This window comes from Bartonella sp. MU70NMGDW (genome assembly GCF_042194085.1).
GTDB lineage: Bacteria > Pseudomonadota > Alphaproteobacteria > Rhizobiales > Rhizobiaceae > Bartonella > Bartonella grahamii.
This window is the reverse complement of the sequence record NZ_JBHIMK010000484.1, coordinates 1-875: the sequence shown is the minus strand read 5'-3', so window position 1 is coordinate 875 and position 875 is coordinate 1. Positions and strand designations below refer to the sequence as shown.

At 33.8% G+C, this 875-nt stretch carries 1 protein-coding gene; it reads right to left on the bottom strand.

Going from position 1 to position 875, the window contains the following annotated elements; translation table 11 throughout:
• Positions 1 to 547 precede the first annotated feature (547 nt).
• Positions 548 to 875, bottom strand: a 328-nt coding sequence (locus tag ACFIKE_RS11725; protein WP_375650123.1) for a DUF2125 domain-containing protein, incomplete at its 5' end; no start/stop codon positions are given.

The window sequence follows — 875 nt, the reverse complement described above, 5'->3', positions numbered from 1 at the left end:
TACGTGGAAGACATATGGCTGCATTAAAAAACATCAGAAACAAAAGGATATGCTTAATCCATTATTTAAAAGATATGACTGTAACTGCTTTTGAAATACGTGAAATCAAATAAAAAACGACAGTAAAGATAGACGTTTATTTTCTCCCTTTACAACTCCATATTCTCATCCAACTAGGCTGTTTACCTATTTCAAAGGTTACCCTAAGATATATGCAATATGCTCATTCCATACATAAAGAAAAAAGGTTCCTAACACGGCACCACACCACCTGTATAAAAAGGCAATTCAGCATACTTTAAAATGCCACTTTTTCCATACAAACATTGTTTCTATATGTAGTTTGACATAAGGTTTTGTATTAAGTGAAAAGAGGTTGGACTAGTTAGGATTAGGTAGTAATTTTTTATTTTTATAGCTATTTTTTTACCATTAAATACGTGTTTTGTTAAAATAGATTTTGACACTCTAAAATTGCAAAAAAGTGTAAAAATCAGAAAAAATCGAAATTTGGTGGTAAAAATTAAAAAAGGCTTTGGTACAACACCTAAAGCGGAGAAAGACGACCAAGTTTTAAAAAACCTAATTTTACCCACCCATTGTTAATGAGCAAGGGAAGAACAGGAGCGCCATCGGCATTTTTAGGCAGTGTACCCAAAATAAAAAATAACGCTTGAAGATTATTGGCCTGCCCTGGAAATAAGCGCTGCAGAGTGTCAAGAAGCTTCATAGGCTGAATATGGACAAGTTCAAATTTTGCTGTCAAATATCCTTCTTCATCAAAAGAAAAAGGCCCATTAATACGTAACCCACCACCTGTATGAAAAGTCAATTCACCTTGCTTTAAAAGCCCACTTTTTCCATACAGTCGCTGT